The sequence below is a fragment of the Calditerricola yamamurae genome, assembly GCF_054654135.1.
Window position 1 is genome coordinate 527,501 of record NZ_BAAIFH010000004.1, and the last position, 14,987, is coordinate 542,487.

General features: G+C 63.6%; 15 protein-coding genes and 1 pseudogene (1 of these 16 cut by a window edge). All 16 read right to left on the reverse strand.

All coding sequences use genetic code 11. The features are described from left to right. On the reverse strand, nucleotides 1–992 hold the 5' portion of the coding sequence (gene lysS, locus ACYQ0Z_RS04055; protein WP_459864606.1) for a lysine--tRNA ligase. It extends 499 nt beyond the left edge of the window; the window shows 992 of its 1,491 coding nt (coding positions 1–992); the start codon lies at nucleotides 990–992; the stop codon falls past the left edge of the window. A gap of 102 nt (nucleotides 993–1,094) precedes the next feature. Next, nucleotides 1,095–1,571, reverse strand: a complete 477-nt coding sequence (greA, locus tag ACYQ0Z_RS04060) for a transcription elongation factor GreA (RefSeq protein WP_459864608.1) — start codon at nucleotides 1,569–1,571, stop codon at nucleotides 1,095–1,097. Nucleotides 1,572–1,774: 203 nt separating this feature from the next. Next, nucleotides 1,775–2,785, reverse strand: a complete 1,011-nt coding sequence (gene dusB / locus ACYQ0Z_RS04065; protein WP_459864610.1) for a tRNA dihydrouridine synthase DusB — start codon at nucleotides 2,783–2,785, stop codon at nucleotides 1,775–1,777. 77 nt (nucleotides 2,786–2,862) lie between these two features. Then, complete coding sequence (locus ACYQ0Z_RS04070) at nucleotides 2,863–3,075, reverse strand: helix-turn-helix domain-containing protein (RefSeq protein WP_459864612.1); 213 nt, start codon at nucleotides 3,073–3,075, stop codon at nucleotides 2,863–2,865. Further along, the gene (gene folK, locus ACYQ0Z_RS04075) at nucleotides 3,027–3,590 is read right to left on the reverse strand and encodes a 2-amino-4-hydroxy-6-hydroxymethyldihydropteridine diphosphokinase (RefSeq protein ID WP_459865137.1); all 564 of its coding nucleotides are present in this window, start codon (nucleotides 3,588–3,590) and stop codon (nucleotides 3,027–3,029) included. The genes ACYQ0Z_RS04070 and folK overlap by 49 nt, the downstream gene beginning before the upstream one ends. Further along, on the reverse strand, nucleotides 3,562–4,419 hold the full coding sequence (gene folP / locus ACYQ0Z_RS04080) for a dihydropteroate synthase (RefSeq protein WP_459864614.1): 858 nt from the start codon (nucleotides 4,417–4,419) through the stop codon (nucleotides 3,562–3,564). Before folP ends, folK begins: the two co-directional genes overlap by 29 nt. A 32-nt stretch (nucleotides 4,420–4,451) precedes the next feature. Next, nucleotides 4,452–5,030 carry an aminotransferase class IV gene (locus ACYQ0Z_RS04085; RefSeq protein ID WP_459864616.1) on the reverse strand — a complete coding sequence of 193 codons (579 nt, stop codon included), beginning with the start codon at nucleotides 5,028–5,030 and terminating at the stop codon, nucleotides 4,452–4,454. A 92-nt stretch (nucleotides 5,031–5,122) separates the two neighbouring features. Further along, the gene (locus ACYQ0Z_RS04090) at nucleotides 5,123–5,728 is read right to left on the reverse strand and encodes an anthranilate synthase component II (protein WP_459864618.1); all 606 of its coding nucleotides are present in this window, start codon (nucleotides 5,726–5,728) and stop codon (nucleotides 5,123–5,125) included. A 4-nt stretch (nucleotides 5,729–5,732) separates the two neighbouring features. Continuing rightward, a pseudogene (locus ACYQ0Z_RS04095) lies at nucleotides 5,733–6,094 on the reverse strand (chorismate-binding protein); the annotation flags it as partial. Between the two features lie 217 nt (nucleotides 6,095–6,311). Then, a complete protein-coding gene (cysK, locus tag ACYQ0Z_RS04100; protein ID WP_459864620.1) occupies nucleotides 6,312–7,250 on the reverse strand; it encodes a cysteine synthase A in 939 nt (312 codons plus the stop codon). Between the two features lie 74 nt (nucleotides 7,251–7,324). Further along, nucleotides 7,325–8,236, reverse strand: coding sequence for a peptidyl-prolyl cis-trans isomerase (locus tag ACYQ0Z_RS04105; RefSeq protein WP_459864622.1), 912 nt, complete (start codon nucleotides 8,234–8,236; stop codon nucleotides 7,325–7,327). 47 nt (nucleotides 8,237–8,283) lie between these two features. After that, on the reverse strand, nucleotides 8,284–9,174 hold the full coding sequence (gene hslO, locus ACYQ0Z_RS04110; RefSeq protein ID WP_459864624.1) for an Hsp33 family molecular chaperone HslO: 891 nt from the start codon (nucleotides 9,172–9,174) through the stop codon (nucleotides 8,284–8,286). Nucleotides 9,175–9,298: 124 nt separating this feature from the next. Next, nucleotides 9,299–10,294 carry a sigma-70 family RNA polymerase sigma factor gene (locus tag ACYQ0Z_RS04115; RefSeq protein WP_459864626.1) on the reverse strand — a complete coding sequence of 332 codons (996 nt, stop codon included), beginning with the start codon at nucleotides 10,292–10,294 and terminating at the stop codon, nucleotides 9,299–9,301. 64 nt (nucleotides 10,295–10,358) lie between these two features. Next, nucleotides 10,359–11,123 (reverse strand): type III pantothenate kinase, encoded by a 765-nt coding sequence (locus ACYQ0Z_RS04120; RefSeq protein WP_459864628.1) that lies wholly within the window; start codon nucleotides 11,121–11,123, stop codon nucleotides 10,359–10,361. A gap of 51 nt (nucleotides 11,124–11,174) precedes the next feature. Next, nucleotides 11,175–12,872 carry a formate--tetrahydrofolate ligase gene (locus ACYQ0Z_RS04125; RefSeq protein ID WP_459864630.1) on the reverse strand — a complete coding sequence of 566 codons (1,698 nt, stop codon included), beginning with the start codon at nucleotides 12,870–12,872 and terminating at the stop codon, nucleotides 11,175–11,177. Nucleotides 12,873–13,030: 158 nt separating this feature from the next. Further along, nucleotides 13,031–14,965, reverse strand: a complete 1,935-nt coding sequence (gene ftsH / locus ACYQ0Z_RS04130; RefSeq protein WP_459864632.1) for an ATP-dependent zinc metalloprotease FtsH — start codon at nucleotides 14,963–14,965, stop codon at nucleotides 13,031–13,033. Between the last annotated feature and the right edge of the window lie 22 nt (nucleotides 14,966–14,987).

The window sequence follows — 14,987 nt, forward strand, 5'->3', positions numbered from 1 at the left end:
ACGCCGACATGCTCCTTGATCAGGTCGACCATCGACGCGCGTCGCCACGGCGGCGTCAGGTCGACGGTGTGGCCCTGGTAGGGGATCACCGTCGTGCCCAGCACCGTGTCGGCCACATAGGCGATCATCTGCTCCGTTAGCGCCATCATGTCGTGGTAGTCGGCGTAGGCCTCGTACAGCTCAAGCATGGTGAATTCGGGGTTGTGCTTGGTTGAGATCCCCTCGTTCCGGTAGACGCGGCCGATCTCGTACACCTTTTCCATCCCGCCCACGATGAGCCGCTTCAGGTGCAGCTCGAGGGCAATGCGCAAATACAGGTCCATGTCCAGGGCGTTGTGGTGGGTGATAAACGGCCGCGCCGCGGCCCCGCCGGCCACGGTGTGCATCGTCGGGGTTTCCACCTCATAAAAACCGCGGTCATCGAGGAAGCGGCGAATGGCCTGGATGACCTTCGTGCGGATCTCGAAGGTGCGCTGCACCTCCGGGTTCATAATCAGGTCGAGGTACCGCTTGCGATACCGGACCTCGATGTCTTTCAGCCCGTGGAACTTCTCCGGAAGCGGACGCAGGGATTTGGTCAGGAGGACAAACTCGCGGGCACGAACCGTCGTCTCCCCTCTGTTCGTCTTAAACACGGTGCCCTTTACGCCGACAATGTCGCCGATGTCGCACATCTCAAAGAGGGAGAAGGTCTCGTCTCCCACGTCATCCAGCTTGACGTAGATCTGGATGCGTCCGGTGCGGTCCTGCACATGGCCGAAACCGGCCTTCCCGTGACCGCGTTTGGCCATCAGTCGGCCGGCGATGACCACTTCCGGTTCCCGCGCCTCCAGCTCCTCCTTGGTCAGCCCGCCATACGCCTCGAGAATCCCTTGGGCATGGTGCGTGCGGACAAACTTGCCACCAAACGGGTCAATTCCCTTTTGCCGCAGAATCTCGAGTTTCTCGCGGCGCACCCGCAAAAGTTCGCTGCGCTCGGTGTCTGTCGCCATTCTCGCGTTCCACTCCTCCCGTTACGGAAAACGACGCGAGCCGCTCCTCGGTAACCCGAACCGGGGCGGATTGCTCGCGTCTTCCCTCGCGTCTTCTGCAGATCACTTTTTGATGTCCACAATCTCGTACTGGATGGTGCCCGCCGGCACCTGCACTTCCACGATGGCCCCCTTCGGTTTCCCCAAGAGGGCCTTGCCTACGGGCGACTCGTTGGAAATCCTGTTGGCCATCGGATCGGATTCCGCCGAGCCGACGATGGTGTATTCGACGATCTCGTCAAATTCGAGATCGCGCAATTTCACCGTCGAGCCGATCGTCACAACGTCGGTACCCACGTCGTCACTCTGGATCACGCGGGCGTTGCGCAGCATTTTTTCCAGGGTGATGATGCGCCCTTCAATGAAGGCTTGCTCATTCTTGGCATTCTCATATTCGGAATTTTCACTGAGGTCACCGTAGCTGATGGCGGTTTTGATCCGTTCGGCCACCTCGCGCCGTTTGACCGACTTGAGGTACTCCAGCTCCTCCTCCAGTTTTTTCAGCCCGTCAGGCGTTAGGATCACTTCTTTTTCGGACATCGGACCATTCCCCCGTTGCGTGAAGAATTCCCATAGAATTATATGATACGGCGGCAAAGGCCATTCGGTTCGCGGCGCCGCTCTGCGCCGCCCCCACCCACCCACGCTTCACACATGCTTCCTGCCGATGCGGATGTTCCCAATCCTGACGAGAAGCATGGTCGTATTATAAGGAAATCCGTCCCCGCTGTCAACGAATAGCCTTATGCAACGGGGACGGGTTCTCCCGCATCCTGCTGCTGTTCTAGCGATTCGACGTAGGCAAGGAGCACACGGGCCATGCCCTCGCGCGTCTCCTGCTGGTTGACGAGATCCTTCACCTTTGCCGCGCCGGGCAGCCCCTTCAGGTACCATGCGGCGTGCTTGCGCATCTCGCGCACGCCGACCGTCTCCCCCTTCAACTGGATCAGGCGATCCATGTGCAGGAGCGCTATCTCCACCTTCTCGCGCGGCGTGGGTTCGGGCAACAGTTCCCCCGTCTTGAGGTAATGGACGGTGCGATACAGCATCCACGGGTTCCCCAAGGCCGCACGGCCGATCATCACGCCGTCGCAGCCAGTGGTGTCCAGCATGCGCTTGGCGTCCTCCGGCGTCTTGACGTCGCCGTTGCCGATCACGGGAATGCGCACCGCCTCTTTCACCTGGCGGATGTAATCCCAGTTGGCTTTCCCCGTGTACATCTGTTTGCGCGTCCGGCCGTGAACGGTGACCGCCGCGCCGCCCCCGGCCTCGACAGCCTTGGCGTTGTCGACCACGTAGATGTGGTCCTCGTCCCAGCCGATGCGCATCTTCACCGTGACCGGCTTGCGGACCACCCGGGTGATGCTGCGGATCAGGTCCTCGATCCGCTCCGGATACAGCAGCCACTTGGCCCCAGCATCGCAATTGACAACCTTGGGCACCGGACAGCCCATGTTGATGTCGATGATGTCGGCGTTGGTGTAGCGGTCGACGTATTTGGCCGCTTCGACCAACGTTTCCTTGTCCCCGCCGAAAATTTGCAGGGAAAGGGGCCGTTCCCGCTCATCAACATACAGCATCTGCAACGTCTTCCGGTTGCCATAAAGAATGCCCTTGTCGCTCACCATCTCGGCGCAAACCAGTCCGCAGCCAAACTCCTTGGCGATGAGGCGGAAGGCGGGATTGCAGACTCCGGCCATGGGCGCCAACACCACATTGTTTTCCACTTCCACGTTGCCGATGCGGAGCGTCATGGCGGAATCCCTCCTTTCCCCGCTGTTCCTCATCATTTTACCGACAAGCGGCATCCCTCGCAAGCAGCCGCCTGCCCCTACTTCCTTCCACCGCCGACGAGCTCCTCCACGGGGACCTGCAGCACATCGGCGATGGCGCGCAGAAGCGCGGAGGACGGCTGGCGCATGCCGCGTTCGACCGCCCCGAGTACGGCAACGGAGATCCCGAGCCGCTCGGCCAATTCCTTTTGTGTCATCCCCTTCAGCTTTCGATAGGCGCGGATGCGGTTCCCGAAGCGCTGGGTTTCCATCGTCTCACCCCTTTCGTCCCCACGAGGCCGACCCACTCGCGCACGCATCGCCCCGTCCCGGGAATGACGAGATCCGGGGCGATGTCGGCCAAGGGCACGAGGACAAAGGCCCGTTCCGTCATCCGCGGGTGCGGCACATGCAGGCGCTCCGTGGCGATCTGCGCATCGCCATAGAGGAGCAGGTCGAGATCCAGGGTCCGCGGCCCCCAGCGAATGCGCCGCCTGCGGCCAAAACGGCGCTCGATGGCAAGAAGGAGGGCCAGGAGATCATCGGGCGCCAGGTCGGTCTCCAGTTCGGCCACTTGGTTGAGAAACGGCGGCTGGTCGGTGACCCCCACGGGATCGGTCTCGTAAAGGGGGGAGACGCGCAACACGCGCACGCCCGGCGCATCCGCCAGCGCCGCCAGCGCGCCGCGCAAGGCCGCCTCCCGGTTGCCAAGGTTGGCCCCCAGGCCCACGTATGCCGTCTGCCCACGCCTCGTCACGCTAGGATCGCCTCCCGCGTACGATGGCATCGGCCATACGGCAAGCGCGAACATTGGCCTTCACGTCGTGGACGCGGACGATGTCAACCCCTTGGGCAATGCCAAGAACAACGGTGGCGATCGTCCCTTCCACGCGCTCGTCGACAGGCAGGTCGAGGGTAAGGCCGATGAGCGATTTGCGCGACGTGCCGAGTAGCACTGGATAGCCGAGGGCCACGATGGCATCGAGGTGGCGCATCACCTCGAGGTTCTGCTCGTAGGTCTTGGCAAAGCCGATCCCGGGATCAAGGATGATGCGCTCGTCGGGAATGCCCGCCGCACGGGCAAGGGCAATGCTTTCGCGCAAGTCGGCCACGATATCGGCCATCAGGTTGCGGTAATGCCGGTCATGCCGGTTGTGCATGAGAATCACCGGCGCCCCGTATTCCGCCGCGACGCGGGCCATGTCCGGATCGGCCTTCAGCCCCCACACATCGTTGATGAGGTGTGCCCCGGCCTCGAGGGCCTGGCGGGCCACTTCCGCCTTGTAGGTGTCGACGGAGATGGGCACGTCCACCTCCCGGGCGACGCGCTCGACGACGGGGATCACCCGCTCGAGTTCCTCCTCCAGGGAGAGCGGCACGGCGCCGGGCCGCGTCGATTCCCCACCGATGTCGATCATGTCGGCCCCCTCTTCCACCATCTCCACGGCGCGCCGGACGGCCGCATCGAGGCGGTTGTAGCGCCCGCCGTCGGAGAAGGAATCCGGGGTCACATTAAGGATCCCCATCACCAACGTCCGCTCGCCAAAGACCAGGGTTTTGCCGCGCGCCTCTATGCGGCGCACGGCAGACAACAAGGTCCGCAGTTGCTGCACCATGGCTCGTGCCTCGCTTTCGTCCATCCGATGGATTACAGAATGTCCGCCACCGACCGCAGGCCTTGTCGGGCCAGCTCGTGGTACCGCGAAAGCAAGCAGCGCGTGCATGGCCCCGGGCAGGCCCGCACCGGTCGTCCGGCGATGGCGCAAATGGGAACCAGCTCTTGAACAGCGTTGGTCACAAACACTTCATCGGCCTCGACCAGCTCCTCGGGCCACACGTCCCGCTCAACGGGCACAAGGCCCACCTGCAGCGCGAGGGCCAGTACGAAGCGGCGCGTCACACCGGGTAGGATGCCCGCCGAGAGGGCCGGGGTGACCAGCTCGTTGCCCCGCACGAGAAAGACGTTGCTGACGATTCCCTCGGCCACCCGTCCGTCGGTCGTCCGCATCAGCCCTTCGGCATCCCCTTCGCCCAGCTCGCGCCGCGCCAGCAGGTTATTGAGGAAGCTGTGCGCCTTGTACCGCTCGTGCCCCTTCGGTCCGTTGCGCGCGAGGGCCACCGTAACCAGGGGGCGCCCCCGCTCCTGCCACGCGGCAAGGGCGGCGGGAAGGGGGCGAGCAAACAGCAGCGTCACCGGGTGCTCGTAGGAAGCGGCAGTCAACCCCATAGGTGCGCAGCGTCTCGAAGAAGGCGGCGCCGTATAGAAAGCCGTGGTCGAGGGGCGAGATGCGCACCGCTCCAACCGATTTCAGGGTACCGTCAACCCACACGATCACGCGCTACACGCCCTCCGCGCCCGGCATAGGTGTCGAGGAAGTTGCGCAGCATCGTCATGCCGCAGTCGGTGAGGATCGACTCGGGGTGAAACTGCACCCCTTCGATGGGCAGCGTCCGGTGGCGCAACCCCATCAGCTCCCCTTCCGCCGTGCGGGCGCTCACCTCAAATTCCGCCGGCAGGCTCTCCTCCTCGACGATGAGCGAGTGATAGCGGGTGGCCACAAAGGGCGAAGGAAGACCCCTATACAGGGTCTTGCCGTCGTGAAAAATTTCCGACGTCTTGCCGTGCATCAGGCGTCGGGCGCGCACCACACGGCCGCCGAAGGCTTGGGCGATGGCCTGATGGCCGAGACAGACGCCGAGGATCGGCACCCTGCCGGCAAAGTGGCGGATCATGGCCAGGCTCACGCCAGCCTCGTCCGGTGTGCACGGCCCGGGGGAAATGACTAGGTACCGGGGAGCGAGGCGCTCGGCTTCCTCTGGGGTAATGGCGTCGTTGCGATACACCCGCACATCGGCCCCCAAAACCCCGAAGTACTGCACCAGGTTGTACGTGAACGAATCATAATTGTCGATAACGAGAACCATCCCTTCATCCTCCTCTCGAGCTCACCTCGGCTCGGCTCTCCTCAACGGACTGCCACAGCGCCTGCGCCTTGTTCACGCATTCTTCGTACTCGGCAGCGGGCTGCGAGTCGATGACATGCCCACCCCGGCCTGCACGTGAGCCCATCCGTCCCTGGCTACCAGCGTGCGAATGACAATGTTGAGGGTCATGTCGCCTTGGTAACCAAACCAGCCGATCGACCCGGTGTACGGACCGCGGCGGACCGGCTCCAGCTCCTCGATGATCTCCATCGTCCGCACTTTCGGCGCACCGGTGATCGTCCCCCGGGAAACACGGCGAGCCGCAAACGATTTCAAGATCGGGAAAACGATCGGAACGCGATCGAAACGGCCGGCGCTGGCCGAAACGGTGGATTCGTCCACGAGCAGCACGCCGCTCTCACACTCCATCCGGTCTTACCAGTAGTATGCCGGAAGACCGCAAGCGGCGCAACGGCCCCGCAACGGGGGGAAGGGGAAACGGGAGGCGAACACCACAGCAAAAACGATGAATACGCGACAGAAAAAGGGCGTCCGCCACGCGTGCGGACGCCGGAGGGACCGCTTATTCTTCCTCGAACTGGAACATGAGCGTGCTGAGGTAGCGCTCGCCGTTGGACGGGGAGACCGTCACCACGTTTTTCCCTTTGCCCAGTTCGCGGGCCACCTTGAGGGCGGCGAACACGTTGGCCCCCGTCGAGATGCCACCGAGGATCCCCTCTTCCTTGGCCAGGCGACGCCCCGTCTCGAAGGCCTCCTCGTTCTTGACGGTGATCACCCCGTCATAAATCTCCGTGTTCAGGATCTCCGGAACGAAGCCGGGGCCAATACCCTGGATCTTGTGCGGACCCGGCTTGCCGCCCGAGAGAACAGACGAGTCGGCCGGTTCCACGGCGTAGATCTTCAGGTGCGGATATTTTTCCTTCAGCACTTCGCCCGCACCGGTGATCGTCCCGCCGGTGCCCACGCCGACCACCAGGGCGTCGATGCCGCCGATCTGCTCGGCCTGCTCGAGCAGCTCCCGCCCCGTCGTTTCGCGGTGCACCTTGGGGTTGGCCGGGTTTTTGAACTGTTGCGGCATGAAATAGTTCGGGTTTTCGGCCACCAGCTCTTCCGCCTTGCGCACGGCGCCGCGCATCCCTTCCGCCCCCGGCGTGAGCACCAGTTCGGCCCCATAGGCGCGCAGCAGCTTGCGGCGCTCTAGGCTCATCGTATCCGGCATGACAAGGATGGCCTTGTACCCTTTGGCCGCCGCCACCATGGCCAAGCCGATCCCCGTGTTGCCGCTGGTCGGCTCGACGATCACGTCACCCGGTTTCAGCCGACCCGCTTTTTCGGCTTCCTCGATCATCGACCACGCGATCCGGTCCTTCACGCTGCCCCCGGGGTTAAACCATTCCAGCTTCACATAAACGCTGGCGTCTTCCGGGCCCACCAGGCGGTTCAGCTTGACGAGCGGGGTATCGCCGATCAGCTCCAATATGTTGTTGGCGACTTTCGGCATCATTAACCCTCCAATACCGATTGAGTAAATAGGATTTATCCCATCTCCAGCATACCATCGGAGGGATTTTGCTGTCAATTCATAACCGTGTCAAAGGGTGGTTCCAGCTTGACCCCCACCTGGGCTTTCAGCCGGTCCAGCACCGCCTGCAGGGAACCGACCTGGTTCAAGGCCAGCTCGCGGCGGATATCGTTCTTCACTTCCTCAAAGGGCCGTTGCCGCGCCGGTGTGCGCTCGGTCACCTTGATGATGACATACCCGCCCTCGACGGGAATCGGTGCGCTCGCCTGGTTCAACGGCAACGTTTTTGCCGCTTCAGCGACATTGGAAGGCAGATAGCCGGCATCCAGCTCCACCTTGCCGAGGTCGCCGCCGTGAACCGCCGAGGCCTCATCGGTGGAGCGACGCTTCGCCACTTCCTCGAAGGGCACGCCGGCATCGAGCTCGTTCAACGCCTGCTGCGCCTCTTCCAGCGTCGGCACGAGGATCTGGAACACGCGGGCGCGGGCCGGTTCCACGTATCGCGCCTTGTGCTGCTCATAATAGGCGCGCATCTGCTCCTCGCTCACCTTCACCCCCCGCGTGGCCAGCTCCTCCCACAACAGATAAAACTCGATATCCTTGCGCAGTTCCTCCGGAGTGAGGCCGAGCTGTTGGCGCATGGCTTCGTAAAAAGCCGCGTCGTTGGGGTATCCGGCCTTCATCTCGCGGAGCTCCGCTTCCACATCTTCCGGCCGAACGACAATTCCCGCCTTTTGCGCCTGCAGGAACACCACCCGCCGGTTGATCATGTCCTCGAGTACCTGGCGGCCGTACTGCTTTTTGAGCTGGTTGATCCACTCTTCTTCGGTGATGACCACCTGATCCGTCCCCTGGCCGATCACGGCCACCGGTTTCGTCGAGCGGTTCAACCCCCACCAGATGGAAACCCCCAACGCCACGACCAGGACCAGAATGATGCCCCACAACACCGTCGTTCGGTTCATCGGTTCGTCCTCTCGCTTTCTCCTCTACTGCCGGCATCCGGCCGGTCCTACGGCACCGACGGGTCACCCGCGGCGGCAAGCGCCCTCACCTCATCCGCGGAGAGGCGGTACACCTCGTTGCAGAACTGGCAGGTCACTTCCGCACCGCCCTGCTCCTGTACGAGGCGCTCCAACTCGTCCTTCCCCAAGCCGGCCAAGACGGCTTTGACGCGATCGCGCGAACAGTGACAGGCAAAGGAAAGGGGGACGGCCTCGGCCACCTCCACCGGCTCGCCGACTACTTCCGCCGCCAGCTCCTCCGGCGTCAAACCGCGGTCGATCAACGCCGACACGCTGCTCAGTCCGGCCACGCGCCGTTCCAACCGTTCGATCACCGTCTCCTCCGCCCCCGGCATCACCTGCAGCAGGAACCCGCCGGCCGCGCGAACGCGCCCGTCCGGTTCCACGAGCACCCCCAGGCCCACGGAGGATGGAATCTGTTCGGAAACGGCAAAGTAATAGGCGAAATCCTCGCCCAGTTCCCCGGACAGGAGGGGAACGCTTCCACGATACGGTTCGCGCAGGCCCAGGTCCTTGATCACGTACACGTATCCGCCTTTCCCCACGGCGCCTGCCACATCCAGCTTTCCGTCGGCCCGCAGCGGCAGGTGTACCTGGGGATTGTGGACGTACCCGCGCACATGGCCCTTGGCGTCGGCGTCCACCACGATCGCCCCCAACGGACCGTCCCCGCGCACCTGAATTGTCACGCGGTCCTGTTCCCCTTTCAGCGTCAGGCCCATCAACGCCGCCACGGTAACGGCGCGCCCCAGGGCGGCCGTCGCCGTCGGCAGCGTCCCATGGCGGCGGCGATGTTCGTCGACGAGTTCGGTCGTGCGTGCGGCAAACAGCCGGACCTGGCCTCCACAGGCCAAGCCCCGAATCGCGTAGTCACCCATGAACGGTCCTCCCTGTTCCCTACCCGTCGGAAAAGCGGCGCGCACCGCTTCTCCTCTTCTATACTCCTCTCTTCTATACAACGATAGTGTAGCATAGTTGGTTGCAAACAAAATAAACCGTTGATCACGGTTTTCGCAGGTACTCCTGGAGGGTTTTGCTCAATTTTGCCTGGCGCAGCCGGTCCAGGGCAGCCGTCTCGATCTGGCGCACGCGCTCGCGCGTCAAACCTAGCCGCTTGCCCACTTCCTCCAGCGTGTACGGTTCATGGAAGACCAGCCCGAACCGCAGGACAAGAATGGTCCGCGCCCGAGGGTGGAGGCCTGCCAGCAGTTGTTCCACCTGTGCGCGCAGGTCATCACGCATCACCCGCTCTTCGGGACCGTCTTCCTCGCTACGCAACACCTCGGCCAGCGTCAGCGGCTCATCCGGACCGTCCGTCCCCCCCTCCGGCCAGCGAACGGACAGGCCGTCAACCGGTCCGTCAACATCGAGCCGCTCCCGCGCCAATAGGGCGCGCAGCTGGTTCACCTGCGCCTCGCTCGTCTTCAGCACGGCGGCCACTTCCGCCGGGCATGGGAACCGCCCCAATTCCTGGACCAGCCGTGTGACACAGGTGCAGTACCGGCGCAGGCGTTCGTGCATGTGGACGGGGAGGCGGATGAGGTCGCCCTTGTCGTTCACGGCCCGGGCGATCGCCTGGACAATCCACCAACGGGCGTAGTGGGCCAGCCGCACCCGGCGCCGGCAATCAAAGCGCGCAATGGCCGCGAGGAGGCCAATGGCCCCCTCCTGGACGAGGTCCATGAGCGAAAGGCCGTGGCCGCAATACCGTACCGCCACCGCCACCACATGCCGCAAATTGGCCCGCACCAACGCCTCCAGCGCCGCCGCATCGCCGCACTCCTGGACCCGCCGGATCTGTTCGCGTTCCTCCTGGCGGGTGTGGGTCGGCGCGCGCGCCACCCCCTCCAAAAAGCGCAGCGTCGCTTCGTCCTCCTCCATGGCGCGCGGCAAACGCACGTTGAGCAGCCGTTCGACGCGCTCCAGGCGCGCCCGGTGGCTTGGGCGGAAACGCCGGCTGTCGGCCACAACCCTCACCTCACGGCCCAAAACGTTCACGCACTCGTTCCTCTATTTCGACAAAACCCTGCCAAATCCTTGTGCCGTTGTCACCTCCGCTTCCTTATCGGTTCCGCTCGTACAAGAGCTGTAGCCCCTGCAACGTCAAAAACGGATTGACAATGTCAATGGTCTCCGATTCGGCGGCCACCAGCTCCGCCAGACCGCCGGTGGCCACCACGGTGGCCGACGCCTTCAGCTCGCGCCGAATGCGCGACACCAGGCCGTCGACCAGCGCCACATAGCCAAAATACACGCCCGACTGCATCGCCGTCACGGTGTTGCGGCCCACGACATGGGACGGGCGGACGATCTCGATGCGCGGCAGCTTGGCCGCCTTCTGGAAGAGGGCCTCGGCGGCAATGACCAGCCCCGGGGCGATCGCCGTACCGATCAGATCGCCCCGCTCGTCGATCACGTCGAAGGTGGTGGCCGTGCCGAAATCGACGATCACCAGCGGCGGTTTGTACAGGTGAAGGGCGGCAACGGCGTTGATGATGCGGTCGGCGCCGACCTCCTTGGGATTTTCCGTCTTGATGTTGACCCCCGTCTTGATGCCCGGGCCCACCACCATCGCTTCGCGGCCCAGGTACTTTCGCGCCATCCGCTCCAGCGCATACATGAGGGGCGGAACCACCGATCCGATCACGACCGCCTCAATGTCGGAAAAGGTAAGGCCGGCGTGGTCGAACAGCGCACGGATCAACAGGCCATATTCGTCTTCCGTCTTGTCGCGGTCGGTGTGCACCCGCCAATGGTGGCGCAGCTCGCGTCCCTCGTAGACCCCGATGACGATGTTCGTGTTGCCCACGTCCATCACCAAGAGCACCGTTGATTCCCCTCCCCGTTTCGCCTGCCGGCCGCGTAAGCCGACGATGCCTTAGAAGAGTCCGTACACGTTCCCCTCATCGTCGATGTCCATCTTCAGTGCGGCCGGTTCCTTCGGCAGTCCCGGCATGGTGAGCACGTCTCCGGTCAGGACGACGACGAACCCCGCCCCCACGGCTGGCCGCAGTTCGCGCACGGTAATGGTAAAGCCCGTTGGTCGGCCCAGGCGCGTGGGATCGTCGGACAAAGAATAGGGCGTCTTGGCCATGCACACCGGGAGCCGGTCCCAGCCGTTGGCCTCGATTTGGGCCATCTGCTTCTCCGCCTGGGCGGTGTAGCGCACGCCGTCGGCGCCGTACACCTCCCGGGCGACGGTCTCAATTTTCGCCGGCAACGATTGGGTTACGTCGTAAAGGAAACGCACCGGGCCGCGGCGATCCGCCTCCTCAACGAGCGCCAGCACCCGCTCGGCCAGCTCGAGGCCGCCCTCACCGCCGCGCGCCCACACGTCGGCGAAGACCAAGGGGATGCCCCGATCCCGCGCCCAGTCGCCCAGCAAGCTCCACTCCCGTTCGGTGTCGGTGTAGAAGCGGTTAACCGCCACCACCGCCGGCAGGTTCACCTTTTCCAGCGTCTCCAGATGCTTTTCCAGGTTGGCCAGTCCCTTGCGCAGGGCGTCGAGGTTCTCCTCGTGCAGCCGGTCCTTCGGCACGCCGCCGTGCATCTTGAGAGCGCGGACGGTGGCCACCACCACCGCCGCGGCCGGCTGGAGGCCGCCGGTGCGGCACTTGATGTGGAGGAATTTCTCCGCCCCCAAGTCCACGCCGAAGCCGGCCTCGGTGACAACATAGTCGCCCAGCTTGAGGGCCATCTTGGTGGCCAACAGGCTATTGCACCCGTGGGCGATGTTGGCGAAGGGGCCGCCGTGGATGATGGCCGGAGTGTTTTCCAGCGTTTGCACCAGGTTGGGCAACAGAGCATCCTTCAGCAGAACGGCCATGGCGCCCTGCGCCCCGAGATCGCCTGCGGTTACCGGCTGGCGGTCATAGGTGTACCCCACCACCATCCGCGCCAGCCGCGCTTTCAGGTCGGAACGGCTGGTGGCCAGGCAGAGGACGGCCATCACTTCCGAGGCCACGGTGATGTCAAAGCCGTCCTCCCGCGGAACGCCGTTGGCCGGACCGCCCAGCCCCACGACGACATGGCGCAGGGCACGGTCGTTTATGTCCAGCACCCGCTTCCACACAATGCGCCGCGGATCCAGGCGAAGCGCATTGCCCTGGTGCAGGTGGTTGTCAATCAGGGCCGACAGGGTGTTGTGCGCCGTCGTGATGGCATGGAAGTCACCGGTGAAATGCAGGTTGATATCCTCCATAGGCACGACCTGGCTATACCCGCCGCCGGCCGCTCCGCCTTTGACGCCCAGGTTCGGGCCGAGGGACGGTTCACGCAGAGTGACGATGGCGCGTTTGCCGAGGCGGTTCAAGGCTTGTCCCAACCCCACCGTGACCGTCGACTTGCCTTCGCCGGCCGGCGTAGGGTTAATGGAGGTGACGAGGATCAGCTTGCCGTCGGGCCGATCCTTTAGCCGCTCGAGGATGGACAGCGACAACTTGGCCTTGTACCGCCCGTAGGGCTCCCACTCCTCCTCGCGCAGGCCCAGTTCAGCGGCAATCTCACCAATCGGTTTCAGCTTGGCCCGCCGGGCGATGGTGATGTCGTCGTCAATGGGACGCGTCGTGATGAGCACGGCCTGACTCACACTCCTCTCGTGTACGGTTCGTTGCCGTCAGTTACAGGGTGACGCAAATTTGCGCTGATCGTACGCCAATGGGCGAAAAGGAAGCAAGGAAATCCTTGGTCATGGAAAAAGCGGCGCCCCGCGGGACGCCGCCGTGTCGTTGTGCGTTATGACGGTTTTTCCGGCTGATCGGGCCCTTCGCCGCCCGGAGGCGCCCCCGCGCCGTCCGGTTTGGACTGGATTTGCACCTTGACATCTCCACCGCCTGCCGGCGTGTCGAGCCGTCCCGTCTCGATCAGTTGGCGGATCTCGTCGGCGTCAAGGGTTTCCTTCTCCAGCAAGGTTTGGGCAATCAGCTCCAGCTCGTCGCGGTGCTGCTCCAAGAGCGCCCGGGCGCGCTCGTAGCACTCGCGGATGATGCGTTGGATCTCCCGGTCGATTTCGTAGGCAATAGCGTCGCTGTAATTTTGCTCGGTCCCGAGGTCGCGGCCGAGGAACACCTGACCGTGCGGACGGCCAAACTGCATCGGCCCGAGTTTTTCGCTCATCCCAAATTCCGTCACCATGCGCCGGGCGATGTTCGTGGCCCGCTCAAAGTCATTGTGCGCGCCAGTGCTGATTTCGCCCAACACCAGCTCCTCGGCCACCCGGCCGCCGAGGAGGCCGGTGATTTTGTCCATCAGTTCCGACTTGGTCATAAAGAAGCGGTCTTCCTTCGGCAACATCACCGTGTACCCGCCGGCCATGCCGCGGGGGATGATTGTCACCTTGTGCACCGCATCGGCGTGTTCGAGATGATAGCCGACCACGGTATGCCCCGCTTCATGGTAGGCCACCAACTTGCGCTCGAAGTCGCTCATCACGCGCGTCTTTTTCTCCGGACCGGCGATGACACGGTCGATGGCCTCGTCGATCTCGCGCATAGTGATCTGCTTCAAGTCGCGGCGTGCCGCCAAAAGCGCCGCTTCGTTCAGCAGGTTCTCCAGGTCGGCACCGGTGAAGCCCGGCGTGCGTTTGGCGATCAGCTTCAGGTCCACGTCATCGGCCAGGGGCTTGTTGCGCGCGTGCACGCGCAGGATCTCCTCCCGCCCCTTGACGTCGGGCCGATCGACGGTAATCTGCCGGTCGAATCGTCCAGGTCGGAGCAAGGCCGGGTCGAGGATATCCGGACGGTTGGTGGCGGCGATGATGATGATCCCCTCGTTGACCCCAAAGCCGTCCATCTCGACGAGCAGCTGGTTCAGCGTCTGCTCCCGCTCGTCGTGGCCGCCGCCCAGCCCGGCCCCGCGCATCCGGCCAACGGCGTCGATCTCGTCGATAAAAATAATGCATGGGGCATGCTTTTTGGCCGTTTCAAACAGGTCGCGCACCCGCGAGGCGCCGACCCCGACAAACATCTCGACAAAGTCGGAGCCGCTGATGCTAAAAAAGGGCACACCTGCTTCGCCGGCCACCGCGCGTGCCAGGAGGGTTTTCCCCGTACCCGGCGGGCCAACCAGCAGCACGCCTTTCGGAATGCGCGCGCCGAGGGCCGAAAATTTCCGCGGGTTTTTCAAGAATTCCACGATCTCCACCAGTTCCGCTTTTTCCTCGTCGGCGCCGGCTACATCGTTAAAGGTAACCTTCTTCTTGTCCTCCGTGTACAGCTTGGCGCGGCTCTTCCCGAAGTTCATCACCCGGCTGCCGCCGCCCTGGGCCTGGTTCAGGAGGAAAAAGAGGAGGATCAAGATGGCCACAAACGGAATGATCGACGTCAAAAAGGTCAGCCAAACCGAATCGCCCTTCTGCTCCCGGTATTCCACGGGAATCCCGCTTTGGGCGACGAGTCTCGGCACTTCATCGGTGTAGAGGGGGCCGTAGGTGTAGAATTGCTTCGACGGTCGTTCGGCCGGCGGCTGCTTGAACATCCCCTCGATAAGGTAGACCCCGCGGTCGGGCTGCACGAATACCCGTTCCACGTTTCCCGCCACAAGGGCCTGCCGGAACTCGTGGTACGGAATTTGCAGCGTTTTCGTGTCTTTATTCGCAATAAAATTGACGATTCCGACCGTGACGAGCACAATCAGCAGGTAAAAGCCGGTGTTCCGGAAGAAACGGTTCATCCCTGACCTCCTCTCAAGCCGA

Excerpts from the sequence above, each read along its gene's own strand:
- dusB (WP_459864610.1), bottom strand. The coding sequence starts at position 2,785 with ATGACGCTCCGCATCGGCAACGTGGAAGTGGAAAACAATGTGGTGTTG.
- folK (WP_459865137.1), bottom strand. The coding sequence starts at position 3,590 with ATGCCATCGTACGCGGGAGGCGATCCTAGCGTGACGAGGCGTGGGCAG.
- ACYQ0Z_RS04105 (WP_459864622.1), bottom strand. The coding sequence starts at position 8,236 with ATGAACCGAACGACGGTGTTGTGGGGCATCATTCTGGTCCTGGTCGTG.
- cysK (WP_459864620.1), bottom strand. The coding sequence starts at position 7,250 with ATGCCGAAAGTCGCCAACAACATATTGGAGCTGATCGGCGATACCCCG.
- hslO (WP_459864624.1), bottom strand. The coding sequence starts at position 9,174 with ATGGGTGACTACGCGATTCGGGGCTTGGCCTGTGGAGGCCAGGTCCGG.
- ftsH (WP_459864632.1), bottom strand. The coding sequence starts at position 14,965 with ATGAACCGTTTCTTCCGGAACACCGGCTTTTACCTGCTGATTGTGCTC.
- ACYQ0Z_RS04085 (WP_459864616.1), bottom strand. The coding sequence starts at position 5,030 with ATGGGGTTGACTGCCGCTTCCTACGAGCACCCGGTGACGCTGCTGTTT.
- ACYQ0Z_RS04070 (WP_459864612.1), bottom strand. The coding sequence starts at position 3,075 with ATGGAAACCCAGCGCTTCGGGAACCGCATCCGCGCCTATCGAAAGCTG.
- folP (WP_459864614.1), bottom strand. The coding sequence starts at position 4,419 with ATGGTGCAGCAACTGCGGACCTTGTTGTCTGCCGTGCGCCGCATAGAG.
- greA (WP_459864608.1), bottom strand. The coding sequence starts at position 1,571 with ATGTCCGAAAAAGAAGTGATCCTAACGCCTGACGGGCTGAAAAAACTG.
- ACYQ0Z_RS04090 (WP_459864618.1), bottom strand. The coding sequence starts at position 5,728 with ATGGTTCTCGTTATCGACAATTATGATTCGTTCACGTACAACCTGGTG.